Here is a 20,738-nt window from a genome sequence, read left to right as displayed (position 1 = left end):
GAACGGCTTTTTGCGGTCTCTTAGATTATTTGGCAACGGCCAGTTGATGTTCTTCATGTTCATGTAAGCCATCTTCATTTTCCACATGGACTACGACAGTAAATTCGCCGGCATCAGGGAACGTATAGGAGCCTGTATATTCGCCTGGCTTCGCTTCTTTCGCATCAGCCCAAGCGTGCTTGTCCTTGGTTTTGGCGTTCCAAATTTCATAGCGGACTTGCGCTTTTTCCAGGGGCGACTCATCCATTTGCAAGTGAACAGTCAGTGATGTATCGGCGTTTGCCTTTACATGCTCTGGTTTCGCAAAATGCATGGAAAATCCTTTAGCATGTTCTCCGTGGCCGTGCTCATCCTTTGGTTTTTCGCCATGGCTATGCTCATCCGCCGCATACTCTTCATGAGCCGCTTGCTGGCCCTCAGCAGCGCCTTTTCCAACCGTCACCTTCTTTAATGGCATCGTATGAAGGTCGCGTGCGTCTACATGCACTTGGACGGTAAATAAACCATCACGGTCAAAAGTAGTTTCGGCTGTGTATGTGCCGTCTTTATTGTTTTCAGCTTTAATCATCTGGCTGTCTTCTTTTTTGTCTTCTTCCCATATTTCAAATTGTACTTTCCTGGCATCGGCTACTTTCTCATCACCCTGAGACACAGCTGCTTTCAACTGAACCTTTTCGTTCACAGCAATCGTGTCGGGAATATCAAGTTCAGCTTTGAGCGGCTGCAGTGACTTTTTAGGCTCTTCCGCTTCTTTTGTTGTCTCATTGCTGCATGCGGCTAAAGCTGCCAGAGCAAGAACAAAGGTGATCGTCCAAAATAATTTTCGCATAGTAATTCCTCCGATTCGATGTGTCTTTGTGTGAAAGCCCCTCGTTTATTGTGACAAGGCTTTTTTCACGTCTTTGATGATATCCTCGCTGTGAGAGTTTAAATTAAAGCTGTACTCATTCACAATTTCTCCGTTCTGATCCACTAAGTAAAAATTAGTGTTATGAATAACCTGATCAGATGATTCCGGCTTTTGAATCAACGTTTGGAATTCTTCCCTTCCAAACGTTTCGATTTGTTCTTGCGTGTAGCCGGTGAGCATGTGCCAGTTTGAATCATCTTTTGTAAAGGCAGCCATATACTTTTTCAGCTTTTCCGGTGTATCTACAGCCGGGTCCACGCTAAAAGAAACAAGCTCTGCCGGAAGATTTTCGTCCTTTAGGCGCTTTTGCAATTCAGCCATATTGGCCGTCATCGGCGGACAAACGGTGTCGCAGCTAGTGAAAATAAAATTGGCGACCCAGACTTTCCCTTTCAGCTCCTTGCTGCCAAAGGCTTTGTTGTTGTGATCAGTAAAAGTAAATGGCTTCATTTGATAAGGTTTCGGCTCAGTCAGGCCGCAAGCTGAAAGAATAATCAGCGCTATGCTTAGCGCAAGCAGCCATGTTTTTTTCATGCTGTCCCCTTCTTTCGGTTATATCATTCGTCATCAAGAGAAGGCGGGCTGTTGATGAACATCCGCTTTCTCTGTAACTTGGTGCTCATCCTCTTGCACTGACAGAGGCTTCAGCGTTTTACTTAGATTCAACATAAACGATAAAGGCGGTTTGCGTTCCTACAGCATAAACAATAATTGTGAAGTTTGTGTGAGGAATCTGTAGCGATTTTTAAACAGCAGGATCAGCGAGCAACGGCAGCCGAATCGTAACAGCCGTTTCTTCTGGTGTCTCGCTGCGGATAGAAAAAGTGCCGCCGTGCAGCCTGATAATTTCCTTCACGATGGAAAGGCCCAGACCGGTGCCGCCGGTCGCACGGCTCCTTGCTTTATCCGTCCGGAAAAACCGTTCGCCAATCCGTTCAAGATCTGCTTCCTGGATGCCGATTCCCTGGTTCGTGACTTGAAGAACCATCTCGTTATTTTCTGCTGTTAAGTGAATGCCCAGCAAGCCGCCCTCACAAGAATATTTAATGGCATTGTCGATCACATTGTACATGACTTGCTGAATCCGTTTAGAGTCGCCGTCAATGATCAGGTCTTCTTGAAAGTTTACTTCTGTTCGCAGCTTCTTTTCACCAATGTGAATGTCAAACAGCTGAAGTGTATCCAGTAGCAGCTGGGCGACGGCAATCGGCTCTTTATTAAGCATATACATCGTCTCCTGAAGGTGATCCAAATCAACAAGGTCATGAATCAGCTTTTTGAGCCGGTCCGTTTCTTTGTCAATGGTGTTCAAGTATTGCTGGGCTTCTTCAGGAGAAGAATAAATTTGCTGTTTGAGAGCTTGGGCGTAGCCGCTAATATACGTTAAAGGTGTTCTCAGTTCATGAACAACGTTTGATAGAAATTCTTTTTTTCGAATATCCTGCTCTTCCAATGACGAGCTCATTTTATTAAACGCCCGCGCCAGCTGGCCGATTTCATCGTTGCCCCGGACCGGGAGCCGGCTGGAATAATTGCCTTTGGAAACCTCTTGAGAAAACTGCTGAATTTCCGTAAGCGGCTGAAACAGCGACTGCCGGATACGGTTGACAACAAGCACCAGCAAAAGGAAAAACAGGGAGCCGGTTAAAATTAAGATAGGCAGGCTGCCTTGAAACACTTCCTGCAGAGCTGCCAGCGGCACATAAATATAGACGAAGCCGATCAAGCCTGTTTCGCCCATGATCGGAAAGACCGCTCCGATAATTTCACGCTCGAACTCTTTGACATAGCCTTCCTTCATAACATACTTGCCCTGCTCCAGCTGTTTGCGGTCATGCTGATTGACAAGCGCTTTGTAGTCGACTTTGTAAGGGAAGTAAGTAGAAAGCTCATCCAAATTATCAACGACGATGATTTCATATTCTGATACGATGTTATACCAATGGATCTTTTCAATGATTTCCTTGCTCAAGGTGCCGTAATGATAGTGGGAAGCCGTTCGTTCTCCCTGGTAAATCACAGATTCCCTAATGCTCTTCAAGTATAGATCTTTGTATAAAAAGTGCAAAAAGAAAAAAGAAAAGACAATCGTAAAGACGATGCAGGATAAAATAAGCAAGAGCACTTTTTGGCTTAATGTAAAATTCTTTTTCACTATCACACCTCAAATTTATAGCCGACTCCCCAGACGGTTTGAATGAGTGACGCCTGGTCTTTTAACTTTAGCCGCAGCGTTTTCACATGTGTATCTACCGTTCTTTCACTGCCATTATAATCCTCTCCCCAGACTAGTTGAAGCAGCTGCTCTCTTGAAAACACTTTTCCAGGGTTTTGCGCCAGCCGCACGAGCAGCTCGTATTCTTTTAATGTAAGCGAAAGGGCCTTGCCGTTGACTGTCGCTTTGTAGGCGTTGGCATCGAGGGCAAGCGGCCCGATTGTATAGCGGTCTGTTGGCCGCGATGAAGGATTGGCTCTTCTTAAGACAGATTCTATTCTTGCCAGCAATTCACCCGGATGGAACGGCTTGACGATATAATCATCTCCTCCAAGCTTTAAACCATGGATCTTATCCCATTCTTCTCCTTTAGCAGACAAAAAAATAAGCGGCAGATCATATTTTCTTTTAACCTCTTTTGTGAAAGCATAGCCATCCATGTAAGGCATCATGACATCGACAATTAATAAGTCGGGCATTTGCTGGTCAATAGCCGACAGTGCCTCCATGCCATTTGCTGCTTGAATGACTGTGTACCCTTCTTTTTCTAAAAATGTGGATACAAGCTGCCTCATTGCTTCTTCATCATCTATGATCATAACTTTTAATCCGTTCATAAATATTCCTCGCTTTCGTTCCCTCTTTTCTTCTTATTGTAGCCATTATTTGTGAAGTTTTGGTGTAAACAATGAGGGGAAATCATGAAATTTTATGCACAAAGCATGGAAAATTTAAAAAGTTCATTGACCAGTCAGTCAATAGATATTAAACTGATATTGACTAATGAGTCAATTTTGATCCGTCCGAATAAAAGGAGGAGAGGGAATGGAGATTGTTGAGCTTCACCAGCTAACCAAATCTTATAGACGTAACCGGGGGATTGCAGATGTATCGTTTTCGATTGAAGAGGGGGAAATTTTTGGCTTCATTGGGCCAAATGGTGCCGGAAAGAGCACGACAATCCGCACGTTATTGAATTTTATTTACCCTACAAGCGGCAGCGCCTCCATTTTCGGCAAGGATATTGTAAGAGAATCAAAGGAAATCAGAGAGCGTGTCGGTTATTTGCCGTCAGAGGTCCACTATTATGATGATATGAGAGTCATTGATTTATTAACTTATTCGGGGCGTTTTCATAAGAGCTTTAAAGAAGAGCGCTTGAAACAACTGGCTTCCCGGCTCGATCTGCATTTGGACCGGAAGATTGAAGATCTTTCTTTTGGCAACCGCAAAAAGACGGGCATCGTCCAGGCGCTTCTGCATGAGCCTGATCTGATCATCCTGGATGAGCCGACCAGCGGGCTTGATCCATTAATGCAGCATCATTTTTTTGATTTGCTGCATGAAGAGCAAAAGCGGGGGGCTACGGTGTTTTTTTCCTCCCACATTTTAAGCGAGGTCCAAAAACTATGTGATCGGGTGGCTATCATCAAGGAAGGACAGCTTATGAAAGTGGAAACGATTGAAAGCCTGACGAAAAATAAAGTAAAGAATATTACTGTTGTGGTGGATGGAGCTGAGAGTGTATCCATCGAATTGGCGGGCATCATCAGCTGTGAAGCAAAAGCAAGTGAACTAAAAATCCTTTACAGCGGAGACATTCAGCTGCTTTTAAAGGAGCTGAGCGGTTTGCCGTTAAAGGATGTATTAATAGAAGAGCCGTCATTGGAAGAAGTGTTTATGCATTATTATGAAAGCTGAGGTGGAGACTGATGATCATACGAAGAGAGTGGAAGCGCAGCCGCAAATCTTTACTGGTTTGGAGCTTGATCCTGGCAGGGCTGATTATTTGGCTGTTAAGCATTTTTCCTCAATTTGCGGAGCAGCAGGAGAGCATGGATCAATTATTTGCGGCCTACCCGGATTCTATGAAGGATATGTTTAAGATGAACGAGCTAAGCCTTGGCACCCTGATAGGATTTTACGGAGTAGAGGTATATATGATGACGACACTCCTTGGCAGTATCTATGCGGCTATTCTCGCGTCGAATATGCTGGCCAAGGAAGAGAGCGAAAAGACGATTGAGTTTTTGCTGGCAAAGCCGGTATCAAGAACTGAAATTGTTGCTCAAAAGGCAGCCGTTGTGATTCTCAATCTTTTCATCCTGAATGCCGCGGCTGCAGGGGCCAGCCTGATTGGTTTTCAATTTGCGAAAGGCTATGATGTGCCATATAAAATATTTGCTTTCCTCACTATCGGCGCGTTCTTGCTTCATCTTACGTTTGCTGCCCTTGCTTATTTACTGTCAGCAATCATGAGGAAAACAAGAAATACATTAGCTATTTCTATTGCGGTCGTCATCATCGCTTACTTTTTCAATATGATGTCAAGCCTATCCGAGAAAATTGAGGCGCTAAAGTATGCCAGTCCGTTTTATTATGCAGATGCGGCTGCCATCGTAAACGAAAAGCAGCTGGATCCGTTATCTGTTTTGGTGATGTTAGCGGTTTGCTCTCTTTGCTTTTTTGCGGCATTTTGGGTATATAAAAGAAAAGACATTTCTGTTTAATAAAGAAAGTTCGAGGTGTGTAATGTTGTATGAAGCTTTTGAAAAACAGCCTCAGGCAAAGAAAGAGTTCATTTTGCAAGTAGCGATCGAAGAATTTGCCAAAAACGGCTATGAAAAAACATCAACTGACGTGATTACGAGCCGTGCCGGTATTTCTAAGGGACTGCTCTTTCACTATTTTAAAAGCAAAAAAAACCTCTATTTATATCTTGTTTCTTATGTCAGCGAACGCTTAACAGAGAAAACGCTTGCCGTCATTGATCATATACAATCCAATGATTTCTTTGAACGGATTAAAGAGGCGGTCCTGCTGAAGCAGCAGGCGCTTTCTCCTTATAAGCAGGAGGCGCAATTTCTTATGGATGTTTTCCTGCATCCGCCCAAGGCGGTTGCAGCAGAAATAGAGGAGCTGCTTCAGCAGCAATCAGCTGAATACGGAGCTGAGTTTATCCAAAACCGCTTGTATCCGGCTGAACTGATTGTTGAAAAGAAGCTTCGTCCCGGGATGACAAAAGAACGGGTCATTCAAATGACCGCTTTCGTTGTGGAACAGATGTCGGCTAAATACCAGCTGCTGCAGCAAAATAAGCAGTATGATTTTTTGGAAGATCCCGGCCTGTTCATGAAAGAGCTCGGCGATTATCTTGAGATTGTTGAGCATGGCGTATATGAGTGACAATGAAAAGCGGCGATTCCTGAGAAAAGCGCCTGCTAAAATAGAGGTCAGCCTCGAAAAGAAAAACGGACCGGCTCAAAAAGTGACGTTTCATCACCTTTTGGACCGGTCCGTTTTGATCAGGCTTTTCTTTTCTTGCTAATTAAAAAAGTAATTTGCGCCATGGTAAAAGGCAAAGAGGACTTTTTGCGGTAAGCAAGATATTTAGCTTCCCATAAGTCGGCGTATTTTTCTTTGAACCTTCTTAAGCCTTGGAATTGGTAAAAGAATTGACCGTGCAAAAATATTTGAGCAGCAATTTTTTCGCTTAAAAATGAAAACCTGGAGGTTCCGACATTAGACAGTGGAGCCATACCTAGATGAAAGAAGGAATAGCCTTGTTCTTTCGACCATTCAAATAGCGAAAGAATGATAAAGTCCATCGTGCCAGGCGGGGCATCCGGCTTAAACCTCATTAAATCTACAGAAACTGTTTGCCCGCCATCGTATACCGGCATCAGGCTGGCAAAGCCAATGATTTGCCCATTAGCAGTTTCAACGACGGCTACTTTTGATTTATTGAGATAGTGTTCATCAAAAAAACCCAGAGAGAAGCCTTTTTCCTCTCTTCCTTGCAGCCATTGCTGTGAAACCTCGTGCAATTCGTTCATCAACTCTGGTTGAAAGGGAGGAGCTATCACGTCAAAGCGATAGTGCTCGCGCTCAAACTTGTTTTTAACTGCTCTTTCTCCTTTTCTTCTTTTTCCTGATAAAGAAAAGCTGATCAAATCAACTGTGGCTTCTTCCCCGAGTTTAAAAAAGTCATAGCCGTACTCATGAAGAGAAGGAAGCATTTCATCACTTACTTCATAGAAAGCAAGCGTATAGCCGTACAGATCGGCCGCCCTCATAAATTCCTCAATAGCAGCCGGAAAGTCTGCCTTCTTTCCAATTGGATTGCCAAGTATGACTAGTTTATCGGCATAGGTCTGGTAAGAGAACAGGACCGTTCTTTCTTTGTTCCAATAGACGTATTTGTCCTGCAGGAAAATGAGATGGGCCAAGACATTCCCTTTGTATTGATTGAGATGGTTAAGAATTCTTGCCTCCTGATTTTCTGGTCTTTCAAGCAGCCACTGTTTCGGCTTGCGGATGAGATAGCCGACAGCGAATATAAAAAAGGCGATGACTAGGCCGATGGCTGCACTGAAGAATAAATCGGTGTAGCTGGTAATAACATAGGGGGCCAACGCTTTTGGAACATTCAGCTTTGCTGACGGCAAGTTCAAATAGCCAATCAGCAAATATATGCAGGTAATCGCTGAAAACAGCGTCAGGTCAAAGAGAGCCTTTCCCCAAGTTAATACATAGCTTTCCCTGTAAAAGCTTCCTTGAGAAGCTTTCAGAAGAAGAGCCACAACCACCATAAAGGCGGCTTCCTCGTAATCAATGCCTTTGAACAGTGAAAATAGGGCAGCAAATCCAAGTACGACCAATCCAAGCTGATAAGCCCGCTTTACATTGTAATTAATCCCCCGTGACAAGCCGAGCAGCATAAACCCGGCTGCTACTGAAAGCTGATGGGAGAGATTCATGATAGGAAAGGATAAAAATTCATGAGCCACTTTGACTCTCTCCAATATCCCTGGTACGGCCGCTGATAAAAGCAAAATAAGCCCGGAAGCAAATATGAGAATCGTCAATAAAACATGGCTGACCTTTTGCACAATAGCATTTGGCAGGCTGTCCCAGGATTGATTCCATTTGTTCCAATATTCTTTAATAAATAAGGAAGCAGCCAGCAAAAACGGAAGCAAAAAATAACCTGCCCGGTAAAAGAGCAGCATGATGAGCACTTTTTCATCTGCTATATTTAAATGTTGCGTGCCCCAAATGAACACTAAATCAAACGAGCCAAGACCGCCGGGAATCATGCTCGCTATCCCGGCACAGGAAGCTACAATAAAAATAGGAACAAGTTCATGAAAAGGAAGCGGAACGTTCAATACCATGCTTAATATCCAAATCACCGAGAAAGCTGCTATCCATTCCAGCAAGGAAATAAGCAAAAGAACGGCGGCTGTGCGCCAATCGATCAATGCTTGCTTGCCTTTTCTATTTTGATATACATAGACCAAAGCAAAGACAGGAAGATACAGTCCGACTGCCAGTACAGCTAAGAGCAGCCACTTTGTATTTGCAACCAGAGAGAAATGTTTATAAGCGACAGGGATGATCCAGGCGAATAAAGAAATACCGGTAAGATAAAACAAGGAAACAGACGTAATAGCCGTCAGCAGTCTTCGTTTATCGGGTCTGTAATCATTATAAAAGTACGTCCTGAGCATCACTCCGACCAGTCCGCCAAATCCAATTAAATTAGAAAAGGAATTGGTGATAAAGGACTGCTTTATCAGTTTTTTCGGCTGTACCTTGATAGCGAGTACGCGAACTAAAATGACATCGTAAAAAAACATCGGAAAGACGCCGCACAGGGGCACAATTAAAGTAAGCAGCAGTTCCATCGGGTGCAAGTGCTCTATTTCTGTCTGGATTAAGTTCCTGTCCAAGCCGTTGGAAAATTGCTTAATTTCTACGGCCGCAAGTATAAACAAAGTGATAGGGAAAATAATTTTTATCATCTGGAAAAGTTTTTCTCTGTTAAAAGACAGCATGTGTTACACCTAGTTTCTTTTGCTGATTGGTAGTCAACATTCTAAATACGTAAATAAAGAAAGCCTGCTTTCTCAGTGTAGCCGCAGCCTTTTCTCTTCAAACCACTCTTTTGCCCGGCAATAATCATATTTTACATATAGAGGAATTAATGAACAACGCTTTAGGCAAAAAAAGAAGGGCTCAGCAATGGAAGGGAAGAATCCGCTGGAGAAGCGGATGCCCGCAATTGATAGAAAGAGGGCAAATCTGAGCAAACGATTTTGCTCAGATTTGCTGCTTAGGGGATCAACTGATACCGCTTTAATTTTCGGTAAAGCGTATTTCGAGATATGCCAAGCTGTTTGGCCGTTTGTGAAATGTTATGGCGGCTTGCTCTTAACGACTGTTCAATCAGCAGTTTTTCCGCGTCTTCTAATGTATGAGCAGCCGGTAGAGGGCTTGAAGAAGCAGAAGCGGCTATTTGCTGCTCCTGCGGCGGGAGCTTTATATGCTGAATATCGAGCCAGCGGCCATCAGCAAGAAAGCTTGCTTGTGTCACTACGTTCTTTAATTCCCGGATGTTGCCCGGCCAATGGTAGCTAAGGAGCTTGTTTTCCGCTTCGGAGGTAAATTGCTGCGCATGGCCGGAGAGCGTGAAGAGGAAGTGGCGGGCCAGTTGAAGCAAGTCTCCGCGTTCTCTGAGCGGCGGAATAGATAAGACAATTTCATTTAAGCGATAGTAGAGGTCCGCCCGGAAGGTGCCTTTTTCAATTTCTTCAAGCAAGTTGCGGTGAGTAGCGGCAATCAGGCGTACATCAACAGGGTATGTTCGATGATCGCCAACAGGCATAACTTCCCGCTCCTCCAGCACACGAAGAAGAGCACTTTGCGCTGGCAAAGGCATATCGCCAATTTCATCTAAAAAGATCGTTCCTCCATCAGCCGCCCGGAATTTCCCCAGGCTTCCGGCACTGTCTGCTCCTGTAAAAGCGCCTTTTTTATAGCCGAAAAGCTCGCTCTCAATTAAATGTTCTGCTAAAGCGCTGCAATTGACAGCGATAAATGGCTTGTCCGATCGCTTGCTTGCTTTGTGAATAGACTGGGCAAACAATTCTTTGCCTGTTCCGCTTTCTCCATGAATGAAAAGCGAAAAGTCCGTATGAGCCGCCTTTTGGGAAAGATGCACCGCCTGCTTAATCTTTGGGCAGGAGGCAATCATCCGGTCGAAGGTATAAGGCTTGCGGACAGAGGATTGCGATTGAATAATGTGAGTGCTTTTTGACGGTCCGCTGATTGTTGCATGGACTGTTCCCTCTTGAAAAGAAGAGAAAATGGTTCCGACACAATCCAGGCCTAACAGTTTTTTTGCTTCCGTGTTGGCGTAAATAATACGGTTGTCTTCATTGATGGTAATGACTCCTTTAGAGTGGCAGCTCCTCAAGGCTTCTGTTTCCCGAATAAGCCATTTGTTTTCTGCTTTGATATGCTCTGTCAGCAGCCGATGCTCGATCGCTTCAGCAGCCAGCATAGACATAATTAACGCATGATCTTGTATATTTGTGCTGCGCGAGCTGAAGTTGACGATTGCCGCCACTTGGCCGGACTCATCGAAAATTGGGCTTGCTGAACAGGTTAATACGTGGTTCTCTTGAAAGAAATGTTCATTCCCGTGAATACTGACCGGCACTTTATGTTCAATGCTGAAGCTGACGGCATTAGTGCCGCGAAAGTTCTCCCCCCAACAAGTGCCAATTGCCAAAGCCTCCTCATTTAAAAAATCTGCTTGGCCTGTTCCTCCATAAGAATGGAGGATATATCCCTCATGATCCAGTAAATCGGCCCGGTAATGATAGTTCTTCAAAAATTTATCCAACCTCTGAAATACGGCTTTTGAGGCGTCAATAAGCCGTTCATTTTTCTCCAGCAACTGTTTTAATGAATGTCCCTCTGCCTTATAAAAGACCGGTTGTCCGTTCCGGTCAAACCCAAGCTCCTGACAGCGTCTCCAAGAATGTTTTAGCCATGTTTGCTTATCGTTCAGCGCATTTCTAATCATCTTTCGAGTCCCGCCTCGCATTAAAGTAGTGAATTTTCTAACAATTATACTATAAATGACGGCATAAATAAACTTCTTGTGCCAAAATGTGACAGTGTTCTATTTTGGGACAGTTAATGTGTCACGTTTCAGGACAATACGGAAAGCCGGGCACCCCGAGTGCTGACAGCAGCAGGAGCTTATTGTTGGCATAAAAGTTGCTAGCTAAATAGCAAAAGGGTGAAAGGGGAGAGAAGAATGGAGTTTCAATTTGGTATTCCAAGCCACGTCACTTTTGGACGGGGAAGCGTGAAGAAAGTCGGGGAAGTGCTGGAGGAGTTCAATGCAAAGAAGGTACTATGCGTATACGATCAAGGTGTCAAGCAAGCAGGGATTGTTGGCCAGGTAATTACATATTTAAAGGCAAAGAAGATAGAAGTTGTCGAGTTTGCTAATGTCGTACCGAACCCGCCGGACACGATTTTAGAGGAGGGGGCTGAGTTAGCTGTAAAGGAACAGGTGGAGGCTATCGTGGCTGTCGGCGGGGGAAGCCCGATTGATGCGGCAAAAGCAATTAACGTGTTAATAACAAATCCGGGCCCTATTCATCAATATGAAGGCTTGAACCTCGTCAAAAATCCGACAAAGCCATTAATCGCGATTCCGACAACAGCTGGAACTGGAAGCGAAGTAACAGCTGTCAGCGTCATTACAGACACGGCGGGAGAAAAGAAGATGGTGATTGGCGGCCGTCATTGCGGGGCGGATGTAGCCTTAGTTGACCCGGATTTAACGATTGGACTTCCGCCCGCCGTCACAGCAGCGACTGGCATGGATGCTCTTACGCATGCCATTGAATCTTATGTTTCCAAGCTGGCATCAGTGCCAAGCGATGTGAATGCGTTAAAAGCGGTGGAGCTTATCTATAAAAATTTAGCAGAAGCTTATAAAAACGGCAGCAATATCGAGGCCCGGACAAATATGCTGCTTGGCAGCATGATGGCGGCCTATGCCTTTAATTCAGCGCTTCTGGGACTTGTTCATGCGATTGCCCATCCGCTGAGCGTATATTGCGGTCTGCCCCACGGCGTGGCCAATGCGTGTATGCTTCCTGATGTGATGGAATACAACGCGCGGGATGAGAAAGTACAAAAGCGCTTCAGAGATATCGCTCAAGCCATGGGAATTTCAGTCGAGGGCTTATCTGATAAAGAAGCAGCTGATCAAGCGGTGGCAGCCGTGAGAGAGCTATCACAAAGCATTAATATTCCTTCGCTGGAAGAGGCCGGCGTGAAGCGTGAACAGTTTGAACAACTGGCGGAAGCCACCTTAAACGAAGAGATCAGCATTATGGTGAACCCCAGAGATGTAACGGAACAAGAGGTAGTAAAGCTGTTAGAACTGGCTTATTCAACAAAGAAGGCGGGGGTATAAATGACGAAAGTATATCAGCTTTTTATTGATGGAAAGTGGACAGACAGTGTATCAGGCAAAACATTTGAATCAGTGAATCCGGGCACGGGTGAAGTGCATGCTGTTGTAGCGGAAGGGGGAAAGGCGGATATCGACCTGGCTGTTCAAGCGGCACGCCGGGCCTTTGAATCCGGTCCCTGGGCAGAGATGGCTCCTGGAGATCGGGGACGCCTTCTTTATAAAGCCGCTCAGCTGCTTTGGGAAAACGCAGATAGACTGGCAGCGATTGAATCGGAGGATAACGGACTGCCAATCAATGAGACAAGCTTCATCGCGATGCCGGCTACGATTGATGTCCTGGAGTTTTATGCGGGATTAGCAAACAAAGTGCAGGGGGAAACGCTGGCTTCTCCAGCTAATCGCTTTAATTATACATTGAAAGAACCGCTCGGTGTAATCGGGGCAATTGTGCCATGGAATTTTCCGCTAATGCTGACAATGTGGAAGCTTGCTCCAGCTCTTGCTGCCGGGAATACGATCGTGATTAAGCCGGCCGAGCAAACACCAGTCAGCATTTTGGAAATGGTGAAGCTCTTTCAGGAAGCTGGCATTCCGGACGGCGTAATCAATGTGGTGCCGGGCTTCGGAGCAGATGCAGGGGCCGCCCTTTCTGCTCATCCGCAAGTAGATAAAATCGCGTTCACAGGCTCCACGGCAACCGGACGACTGATTATGCAGGCCGCCAGTCAAAATTTGAAGCCGGTCAGTCTTGAACTTGGCGGCAAGTCACCGAATATTGTGTTTGAAGATGCTAACATTGAAGATGCCGTAAATGGCTCTATGTTCGGAATATACTTTGCGCAGGGACAAGTATGCGCCGCCGGTTCCCGTTTGTTTGTCCAAGAGAGTGTATACGATAAATTTATGAGTGAATATGTGCGGAAGGTGCAAAGCATCCGTGTCGGCAATCCGCTTGAGTCATCCACGCAAATGGGCCCGCAAGTATCCGAGCAGCAGCTGCAGAGGATTGAACATTACGTTGCTGCCGGCCTTGAGCAAGGGGCCCAGCTGGCAACAGGAGGAGAACGATTTAAAGATGCTGGCGGCGGCTACTATTATACGCCGACAATCTTTGAAAATGTGACCAACCAGATGACGATTGCTCAAGAGGAGATTTTTGGACCGGTCGTTTCTGTCATTCGCTTTAAAGATGAGGAAGATGCCTTGAAAAAAGCTAATGACACTCTTTACGGACTGGCATCCGGGGTTTGGACGAATGATTTGAAGCGGGCGCACCGAATGGCCCGCGGGCTCAAGGCCGGAACTGTATATGTGAACACGTTCAGCATGCTCGACAGCACGGCGCCATTTGGCGGCACGAAGCAAAGCGGATTCGGCCGCGAACTCGGTGTTCAGGCGATGGATATGTATACAGAAACAAAGCACGTGTGGGTAGATCTCGGCAAGGAAGGATTGAACTGGTACGGCGTTTAAATGATCCGGTTTCTCGCTTGTAGCCAAGACCGTTCTCTTTCCGCCATAATACAGAGGTTTCAGAAAGAATAGATTTACGGATAAAGCAGGATAAATCGAGCTATTCAAAGCTTGGTTTATCCTGCTTTTTTTTGTGGGTAATTAGTTGTGGTTTCAGGGAAGATTGTTGAAATTTGTCAAATGTTTGCTAGAATATGTCCTGGGTAAAAGATACTAATTTCACAAAAAACCGGTTTTTTATTCTTTTAAAATGACTTAAGTCCTAGATTTGAAGGGGTGGATAGATAAGAGGCGTGAATAGAGCAAGCGAAGCTTTGACGCCTCGCTATTCTGAGGGAATTTCAAAAAGCACATGTTATATGGATGGTTTCACTTATCTCTGGATCTACATACAACAGGAATGGAGAAGGACAATGTTTAAATTACTTCGAAAAAGCTTTTTAGCAAGAATATTGGCATCATCAATGTTAAACATTATTTTAGTCGGCTTGGCACTGATTGGCTGCGGCTATGTGATCCAAGGCCAGGTGCTTGAGAAGCAAGTTCACAGTCAAGCAGAGAAAATTTTAGAGCGTACGTCTGATAAGCTCAACGATCAAGAAATTATGGATGCAGCAGCGGATAAAGAGGAAGATTCGGCCCTTCATAAGGAGCTTCGCAGTTATTTTGATACTGTGTCTGAAAATAACCCGCAAGTGGCTCAAGCTTATATATTCGGTACTGAACTAGAAGGGGGCAACAAAACGTCCATTATTTCAATGCCTTCTCACGTGCTGGAGGCATTCAAGGAGGACGGCATGGTTTTAGGAGATTTATATGAACAGCCGAAAGTGATTAGTGAAGCTGTTGCTGAAATGCTGTCAACCGGGGAAATTGTGTATACAAAGGTTTACAGCGATAACTATGGAACATGGATGACAGTTCTAAAGCCATTTAAAAATGATCAAGGAGAAATCACTGCTTACTACGGCATTGATATTGATGCCAGCATTGTGGCGAAGGGCAAACGCGACTTGCTCGTTTATTGCTCAATCGCTTTACTTGTCATTCTGGCCATTTTGTTAACCGTGCAATTTTACCTTGTCCGAAAATCTATTGCTCCTCTTAAGGAATTAGGCAAGGGAATCGAGACATTCAGGGATGGCAGCTTTGAGATTTCCTTAAAAGAAGGCGACGATGAAATAGGGCAGTTAAACAAGAAATTTAATGAAATGGTTACTGCCATGGGACAAATTATTTATGCAATCAAAGAAGCGTATGAGCGCAATGCGGACTATTCCGAAAAGCTTTCCGCTGCTGTTAAGGAAGGAAGCGAGCATTATAACTTTGTCGTTTCTGAATTGCAGCAAATGTCAGAGCAAATGAAAAATCAAGAGAAGGCTACCTTTGACAGTTCGTCTTCTATTAATGAAATTGTGTCAGGTATTACAACGATTGCTGATTATTCATCAGACGTCAGCAGCAAGGCGGGAGAACTGGAAACTCGCGCGAAGACAGGAAACAAGGCAGTGAGCGACATTATTTCACAAATGAACTCAGCAGAAAAATCTGTAGGCAACTCATCTCAAGCTCTTCAGGAACTGAATGAAAAGTCCGCGGAGATTTCCGGCATTGTTAATTTAATCAGTGAGATTGCCGAGCAGACGAATTTGCTTGCTTTGAATGCAGCGATTGAAGCGGCGCGGGCTGGCGAGCATGGAAAAGGCTTTGCGGTCGTTGCTGATGAAGTTCGCAAGCTTGCAGAGCAATCACGTGAATCCGCTGAACAAATTAAAGGTTTAATTTCCATTATTCAAAATGAAGTAGATAAAGCTGTTTCTTCGATCTCCATCGGTGTACAGACTGTTTCCACCAGCGTGAACAGCAGCAGCGAATTAACCGATATATTTGCCGGCATTATGACTGATATTCGCAAGGTAAGCGGCCAGGTCCAGGAGATTTCAGCTTCTACCCAGCAAATTGCTGCCGAGTCCGAAGAAGTGGCTGCTGTCATTGAACAGCTAAGCGGCATTGCTAAAAGCAACACAGAAACGTCAGCCGGCATTAGCGGAATGACGGAAGCGCAAAAAGGAAACATGAGTCTTATTGCTGAAGATGCTGAGGAGATGAACAAGCTTTTCCAAAAGCTGCAGCAGTCTATTTCTATCTTTAAAATTTAATGATAATCGTGGAGGTATGAACGAATGGCCCAAACAATGCTCTCTTCGCAATTTACATCAAAAGATTATTGGGAAAAAGAACTGACCAGCCCGCTGCCGCCTTTACATTTGCCGGTAGATAAGCAAAAGCATGCGGCAAGTGAAGCGGATTTTCAGACACTGACCGTACAGTTGAAAGCATGCTCCGTTCAAGAGGTGTTTGACGCACTAGAGCAAAAACAGGCTAGTTTCCGTCCGTTTTTTATCTCTGCCTATCTTCTTCTCCTTCACAGACTCACCAATGAAGAAGAAATCATGCTGGGAATAGCAGCGGATCAGGAAAGTGTTGTTCCGATAAGAGCCGGTTTTACAGATTGCCGAACGGTTATGGACGTTTTGAAGCAAGTTAATCAAAAAGTGAAAGGCGCCGCTGCCCATAGCCGTTTTAATTGGAAGGAGCTGCTGAAGAAAGAAGAAGGAACAGGGTATAGCACCACCTTTTCTTTCGGAAACCAACCTGGAGCAGAACCGTCCGATTTAGCGTTTCAGCTTTTTACAGATGGCACAGGACTGTCGCTGGTGATTGAGTACAATGCAGCCCTTTTCCTGCCGGAAACAATTGCGCGTTTTTCAGCCTATTTTGAGCAGATTGTTGCCTATATGAGTAGAGCTGATCATTTAGAGGTTCCGTTTAACTCTATTCCCATTATTACGGCTGAGGAAAAAGAGATGTATAAGCGTTTAAATGAAACAGCGGCTTCCTTCCAAGAAACAGCAGCTATACATCAACTAGTTTCGGCAGCAGCTGAGCGCTTTCCAAACCAAATGGCCGTGTCTTCTCATGGGCACAGCATCACTTATGCAGAGCTTGAGCAACGTTCCAATCAGGTGGCCCATATGCTTCTGGAAAAAGGCTTGGCTGAAGAGGAGCTTGTTCCTATCTTCATGAAACGAAGCATCGGAACCATCATTTCCATACTTGGCGTGCTGAAGGCGGGCGGGGCTTATGTGCCGCTTGATCCCGACCATCCGGTTGAGCGCAACAGCTATATTATCAAGGACACTCATTCGCAGCTGGCCTTAGTGGACTCTGCATATATGGACGCATTTAGAAAGCTTGTGCCGCAAGATAAAGCATATTGTATTTTCTCAGAGAGAGATTATGCAGAGTATTCTTGCAGCCCGGTTGATCAACAGGTAACAGCTGACCAGCTGGCTTATGTGATTTATACATCAGGGTCTACCGGCCGCCCTAAAGGCACGCTGATTCGTCATAAGGGAGTGATCAATTTAATTAATTGGTCGACCAAAGAAATGAGCTTTACTCACAAGGATGTTCTTTGCCAATTTGCGCCTTATAGCTTTGATGCCTCTATTTATGACACGTTTAGCGCACTCTTTAACGGTGCACGGCTCTACTTGCTTTCCGATGAGGAGAGAATGTCGGTAGAAGCCTTTGCGGAAGCTGTTGAAAAAGAAGAAGTGACATCGATCGCCATTTTGCCGACTATTTTCTTTAACGAATTGGTAGCAAAGCTTTCTGAAGAAGGGGTTAGAAAGTTTAAAAACATTCGCCAAATAACCGTTGGCGGTGAAGCGTTAATCATGGAAACCGCCTTCGCTTTCCGCAAGAAATTTGGCCGCCACATCGATATTTACAACATGTACGGACCGACAGAATGTACGGTGATGGCCACTTTTTATAAAGTAAATGAAGGAATGCTCGCTACTCCTACTGTACCGATCGGGCATCCGCTTGATAATCATGCGGTGTACGTTGTCAACGAGGCAGATCAATTGTGCCCGATTGGGGTGCCGGGCGAGCTGCTGATCAGTTCGGCAGGGGTTGCCCGCGGATACTTAAATCAGCCGGATAAGACAAAGGCAGCGTTTATTCCAAATTTGTTTCATGACCGTTTCAGCTCTGTGCTTTACCGGTCCGGGGATGTGGCGCGGCTGCTTCCATCGGGAGAAATCGAATATGTCAGCCGAAAAGATTCGCAAATAAAGATTAGGGGACACCGCATTGAAATTGGAGAGGTAGAGGATGCGCTAACAAGCCATGAACAGGTCAAAGATGCGGCAGTTATCCCAAAAGTTGATGAAGAGGGGCTCAATGTTCTTGCCGCTTTTTATACGAGTGTAGCAGGAGAGGAGCTTTCTTCATTAGAGGTGCGGAATTTTCTGCTAGAGAAGCTCCCTAAATATATGGTCCCAGCTTACATTCAGTACGTTGAAGAAATGCCTGTTTCACCTTCAGGAAAAATTGACCGCCGGACGCTTGCGGCTTATGAACTCATTAAGCAGGAGCACCCGGTTGTGAAGAATTTGCCGCGGACAGAAACAGAAAGCGTGATTGCTGAAGCATGGAAGACCTCGCTCAAGCTGCCTGCTGTCGACATTTATGATAACTTCTTTGAAATTGGCGGCCACTCGCTGAAGATCCTGGAAACGCTTGTATTGTTAAAGCCTGCATATCCTCAGCTCAAAATTAATGACTTTTTTATGTACCCGACAGTTGCTGAACTGGCGGCGCGGGCGCTGGAGTTGTCTGCTGCTGCAGCAAATACAGAAAAAACAGCGGCTGTTCATGAGGTCATTGATTTGCCAGAAAAACCAATAAATATTGGAAATAAGGAGCCGGAGCATTTGCTGGCTGCCCATCATATATTGCTGACTGGAGCAACGGGCTACTTAGGCTCTCATATTTTAGAGCAGCTGCTGCGCCAAACGAAAGCGGATGTCTACTGCTTAGTACGCGGAGAATCCTCCGAGCAGGCAAAGAGCCGGCTATGGAATGTACTTGCCCATTACTTTGGCACAGAGATAGAAATGGAAGCCGGCCAACGTGTCAAGGTGATAGTCGGAGATTTAGAGAAGGAAGATCTTGGGCTCTCTAAAGACGATCAACACCTTATAGAAAAGCAGATCGACAGCATTATTCACTGTGGGGCGGATGTTAGGCACTTCGGGGAAACGGATCATTTTTCGAAGGTGAATAAGCAAAGCACAGAGTCTCTTCTTAAGTTTGCCGAAAAACGGAAGGGTTTGCGTTTCCACTATATTTCTACTCTTGGTATTCCTGAGGACCTTGCATTAGAAGGAAAGTGGGATGCAATGGCAAGCATGGAGGACTGGCTGAATGCTTCCTTAACGAATGTATATGTAAATAGCAAACTTGAATCAGAAAAGCTGTTGTTTAGAGCAGCTGTTGACGCAAATATTCCGGTAACGATTTACCGTGCCGGCAATTTAACTTGCCATTCACGGACAGGAAGGTTCCAAAAGAACATCGACAGCAACGCTTACTACCGGATGCTGAAAACGATGCTGGCTTTAAAAGCTGCCCCAAAAGTAGATTGGCATGTAGATTATACACCTATAGATTATGCAAGTGAGAGTATTGTTGCTTTAGCGCTGCAGGAGGAATCCGCCGGGCGGGTGCTTCATATTTGTAATCAAGCGCAGATCCATTATTCAGATATGATCAAGCATTTGAGAACGTGCGGATATGACATCAAGCTGAAAGAGCCTGAAGCATACGAAAAGTGGCTGTTTGGCGATCCTGATATCGATCCTGAAATTCTGCAGCTGACCATTGCCCAGCTGGAAGGAGATGGCGCCAAGGATTCTCCTTATCGCTATACTTGTCCGGAGACGAAGCAGCTGCTGCAAAAGACGAATGTCAGCTGTCCGAAAATAGATGAAGAGTTTTTCGCCAAAATGATCTCCTATGCCACGGAGATTGGTTATTTTCCGCAGCCGTAACAGATAGTAAAGAGAAGGATTATACAATTGGCAAACGTTTGTTTTTTTAGCTGCTCTCTTGCTTGCTCATTGCAGGCAAGTGCTATAAAAACAAGCGTTTTTATTTTTAATCGCTCCTGTTAAGAAGAGCGGCTTGGTGTTTGACCGCGGGAAGCGTTCCCGCCGTAAATTTCTCGGAGTCTATAAATAAAAACATTTGTGAGGAGCCAGACAGATTGATTGAACTGTTGATTGCTGAAAGAACAAAGGGAGAGCCATTCTCTCCCGCTCTTTATTCTGTTTTGACAGATGAGGAACGGGCCCATGTGCATCGTTACCGAAGGAAAGAAGACCAGATGAACTCTGTCATTGGCACGTTATTAGCCCGTTATTTAATGGAACGTCATCACACAGGGCAGCGTCCGATTAAACGAATGGCGAGCGGCAAGCCGTACGTGGAGCATTTTTCGGGGCAGGTCAGCATGTCTCATTCTGAAGAATTCATTGCTTGTGCGTTTCATCCAAACGGGAAAATTGGCGTCGATATTGAAAAAGTGCGCGACATTGATTTGGAGGTCATTGCTGAATTTCTTAGCAAAAGCGAACAGAGAACCTTCCAAACAATGGAGACTAAGGAGGAAAAGTTGTTCGCTTTATATACATACTGGACGTTAAAAGAAGCTCTTTTTAAAGCGGAAGGGACAGGGATAGCAGGAAGAGCCCTTACATCGATTGAATTTAATCTAGCTGCTCCTCCGGTTTTGCATTCGCCTTCCGAATTGGCCGGGAAATGGAACTTCTTGTTTGCCCCGAGTTTTCCGGCGTATTGCTGCTCTGTGTGTTATTCTTCAGAGCCAGCCGTAACGGTCAATATTCAGACGGTGACTTTACATGAGCTGAAAGAATATTTCACTCTCAGACTATATGGGAATTAGCAGTATAAACAAAGAGGAAAAAGCAGAGGCT

The 20,738-nt window shown here is 45.0% G+C and carries 14 protein-coding genes; 8 read left to right on the top strand and 6 right to left on the bottom strand.

The features are described 5' to 3' along the window. Positions 1 to 25: 25 nt before the first annotated feature. The 4 genes from BBA02S_RS05885 to BBA02S_RS05870 form a co-directional block, all read right to left on the bottom strand. On the bottom strand, positions 26 to 829 hold the full coding sequence (locus BBA02S_RS05885; protein ID WP_041113459.1) for a FixH family protein: 804 nt from the start codon (positions 827 to 829) through the stop codon (positions 26 to 28). Positions 830 to 874: 45 nt separating this feature from the next. Further along, positions 875 to 1,444: an SCO family protein gene (locus BBA02S_RS05880; RefSeq protein ID WP_041094759.1), complete on the bottom strand. Its 570-nt coding sequence runs from the start codon at positions 1,442 to 1,444 to the stop codon at positions 875 to 877. Positions 1,445 to 1,655: 211 nt separating this feature from the next. Next, entirely contained in the window at positions 1,656 to 3,065 is a 1,410-nt protein-coding gene (locus BBA02S_RS05875) for a sensor histidine kinase (RefSeq protein WP_231557162.1), read from the bottom strand. A gap of 2 nt (positions 3,066 to 3,067) precedes the next feature. Continuing rightward, positions 3,068 to 3,742, bottom strand: coding sequence for a response regulator transcription factor (locus tag BBA02S_RS05870; protein ID WP_041094757.1), 675 nt, complete (start codon positions 3,740 to 3,742; stop codon positions 3,068 to 3,070). Between the two features lie 208 nt (positions 3,743 to 3,950). On the opposite strand from BBA02S_RS05870, the gene BBA02S_RS05865 reads away from it, so the two are divergent. The 3 genes from BBA02S_RS05865 to BBA02S_RS05855 are packed head-to-tail and all read left to right on the top strand — an operon-like array spanning position 3,951 to position 6,311. After that, on the top strand, positions 3,951 to 4,826 hold the full coding sequence (locus BBA02S_RS05865) for an ABC transporter ATP-binding protein (RefSeq protein WP_041094755.1): 876 nt from the start codon (positions 3,951 to 3,953) through the stop codon (positions 4,824 to 4,826). Positions 4,827 to 4,837: 11 nt separating this feature from the next. After that, the gene (locus tag BBA02S_RS05860; protein ID WP_041094753.1) at positions 4,838 to 5,635 is read left to right on the top strand and encodes an ABC transporter permease subunit; all 798 of its coding nucleotides are present in this window, start codon (positions 4,838 to 4,840) and stop codon (positions 5,633 to 5,635) included. A 22-nt stretch (positions 5,636 to 5,657) separates the two neighbouring features. Next, entirely contained in the window at positions 5,658 to 6,311 is a 654-nt protein-coding gene (locus BBA02S_RS05855; protein WP_041113460.1) for a TetR/AcrR family transcriptional regulator, read from the top strand. A gap of 119 nt (positions 6,312 to 6,430) precedes the next feature. On the opposite strand, the gene mprF is transcribed toward BBA02S_RS05855, so the two are convergent. Continuing rightward, positions 6,431 to 8,932, bottom strand: coding sequence for a bifunctional lysylphosphatidylglycerol flippase/synthetase MprF (gene mprF, locus BBA02S_RS05850; RefSeq protein WP_231557163.1), 2,502 nt, complete (start codon positions 8,930 to 8,932; stop codon positions 6,431 to 6,433). 311 nt (positions 8,933 to 9,243) lie between these two features. Beyond that, the gene (locus tag BBA02S_RS05845) at positions 9,244 to 11,001 is read right to left on the bottom strand and encodes a sigma-54-dependent Fis family transcriptional regulator (protein ID WP_041113462.1); all 1,758 of its coding nucleotides are present in this window, start codon (positions 10,999 to 11,001) and stop codon (positions 9,244 to 9,246) included. Between the two features lie 237 nt (positions 11,002 to 11,238). On the opposite strand from BBA02S_RS05845, the gene BBA02S_RS05840 reads away from it, so the two are divergent. From BBA02S_RS05840 to BBA02S_RS05820, 5 genes are all read left to right on the top strand, one after another. Beyond that, positions 11,239 to 12,414, top strand: a complete 1,176-nt coding sequence (locus tag BBA02S_RS05840; RefSeq protein WP_041094745.1) for an iron-containing alcohol dehydrogenase — start codon at positions 11,239 to 11,241, stop codon at positions 12,412 to 12,414. Continuing rightward, positions 12,415 to 13,887 (top strand): aldehyde dehydrogenase family protein, encoded by a 1,473-nt coding sequence (locus BBA02S_RS05835; protein WP_041113463.1) that lies wholly within the window; start codon positions 12,415 to 12,417, stop codon positions 13,885 to 13,887. 413 nt (positions 13,888 to 14,300) lie between these two features. Further along, complete coding sequence (locus BBA02S_RS05830) at positions 14,301 to 16,046, top strand: methyl-accepting chemotaxis protein (protein ID WP_041094741.1); 1,746 nt, start codon at positions 14,301 to 14,303, stop codon at positions 16,044 to 16,046. A 24-nt stretch (positions 16,047 to 16,070) separates the two neighbouring features. Further along, entirely contained in the window at positions 16,071 to 19,793 is a 3,723-nt protein-coding gene (locus tag BBA02S_RS05825) for a non-ribosomal peptide synthetase family protein (RefSeq protein ID WP_052477267.1), read from the top strand. Positions 19,794 to 20,008: 215 nt separating this feature from the next. Next, positions 20,009 to 20,707 carry a 4'-phosphopantetheinyl transferase family protein gene (locus BBA02S_RS05820; RefSeq protein WP_041094739.1) on the top strand — a complete coding sequence of 233 codons (699 nt, stop codon included), beginning with the start codon at positions 20,009 to 20,011 and terminating at the stop codon, positions 20,705 to 20,707. Positions 20,708 to 20,738 lie beyond the last annotated feature (31 nt).

The organism is Bacillus badius NBRC 15713 (assembly GCF_001591605.1).
In the GTDB taxonomy this organism is placed as follows: domain Bacteria; phylum Bacillota; class Bacilli; order Bacillales; family Domibacillaceae; genus Pseudobacillus; species Pseudobacillus badius.
This window is presented reverse-complemented; position numbering and strand designations above follow the sequence as displayed.

What these genes read in the sequence shown, in the direction of transcription:
- BBA02S_RS05885 (WP_041113459.1), bottom strand. Translation starts at nt 829, where the DNA reads ATGCGAAAATTATTTTGGACGATCACCTTTGTTCTTGCTCTGGCAGCT.
- BBA02S_RS05880 (WP_041094759.1), bottom strand. Translation starts at nt 1,444, where the DNA reads ATGAAAAAAACATGGCTGCTTGCGCTAAGCATAGCGCTGATTATTCTT.
- BBA02S_RS05870 (WP_041094757.1), bottom strand. Translation starts at nt 3,742, where the DNA reads ATGAACGGATTAAAAGTTATGATCATAGATGATGAAGAAGCAATGAGG.
- BBA02S_RS05865 (WP_041094755.1), top strand. Translation starts at nt 3,951, where the DNA reads ATGGAGATTGTTGAGCTTCACCAGCTAACCAAATCTTATAGACGTAAC.
- BBA02S_RS05860 (WP_041094753.1), top strand. Translation starts at nt 4,838, where the DNA reads ATGATCATACGAAGAGAGTGGAAGCGCAGCCGCAAATCTTTACTGGTT.
- BBA02S_RS05855 (WP_041113460.1), top strand. Translation starts at nt 5,658, where the DNA reads ATGTTGTATGAAGCTTTTGAAAAACAGCCTCAGGCAAAGAAAGAGTTC.
- mprF (WP_231557163.1), bottom strand. Translation starts at nt 8,932, where the DNA reads ATGATAAAAATTATTTTCCCTATCACTTTGTTTATACTTGCGGCCGTA.
- BBA02S_RS05845 (WP_041113462.1), bottom strand. Translation starts at nt 11,001, where the DNA reads ATGATTAGAAATGCGCTGAACGATAAGCAAACATGGCTAAAACATTCT.
- BBA02S_RS05840 (WP_041094745.1), top strand. Translation starts at nt 11,239, where the DNA reads ATGGAGTTTCAATTTGGTATTCCAAGCCACGTCACTTTTGGACGGGGA.
- BBA02S_RS05835 (WP_041113463.1), top strand. Translation starts at nt 12,415, where the DNA reads ATGACGAAAGTATATCAGCTTTTTATTGATGGAAAGTGGACAGACAGT.
- BBA02S_RS05830 (WP_041094741.1), top strand. Translation starts at nt 14,301, where the DNA reads ATGTTTAAATTACTTCGAAAAAGCTTTTTAGCAAGAATATTGGCATCA.
- BBA02S_RS05825 (WP_052477267.1), top strand. Translation starts at nt 16,071, where the DNA reads ATGGCCCAAACAATGCTCTCTTCGCAATTTACATCAAAAGATTATTGG.